1 protein-coding gene is annotated in these 501 nt (G+C 64.5%); it reads left to right on the forward strand.

The genetic code is table 11. From position 1 onward, the window contains the following. Positions 1 to 501: molybdopterin-binding protein (locus AC1D1Y_RS26230; RefSeq protein WP_477684926.1), on the forward strand; the 501-nt coding region annotated here is incomplete at both ends.

Below are 501 nucleotides of genomic sequence, written 5' to 3' on the forward strand. Positions count from 1 at the left end.
CTGTGGGCGCGGGCGAATGCCTGAAGGTGATGACCGGTGCCATATTGCCGAGCGGGCTGGACACCGTGGTGCCGCAGGAGTTCACAAAACAAGAAGACGATGTGGTGCACATCCCCACCGACATCTTGAAAGCTGGCGACAACCGCCGCCTGCGCGGAGAAGACCTGCTGCAGGGCGGTGTGGCGCTACCAAAAGGAGAGCTGCTCACGCCCGCTGCACTGGGGCTGGCGGCCAGTTTGGGTCTGCAGAGTTTGCAGGTGGTACGGCGCTTGCGTGTGGCCTATTTGTCCACCGGCGACGAAGTGCTGTCGGTGGACGAGCCGCTGCGCGAAGGCGCGGTATTTGACAGCAACCGCTACACCGTCACCAGCCTGCTGGACCGCCTGGGCTGCGAGGTGATTGAGCTGGGTGTGGTGCGCGACGAACCGGCTGCGCTGGAGGCTGCGTTTCGCAGTGCCGCCGCGCAGGCCGATGTGATTTTGAGCAGTGGAGGGGTGAGCG

Source organism: Polaromonas sp. P1_G1, assembly GCF_056405595.1.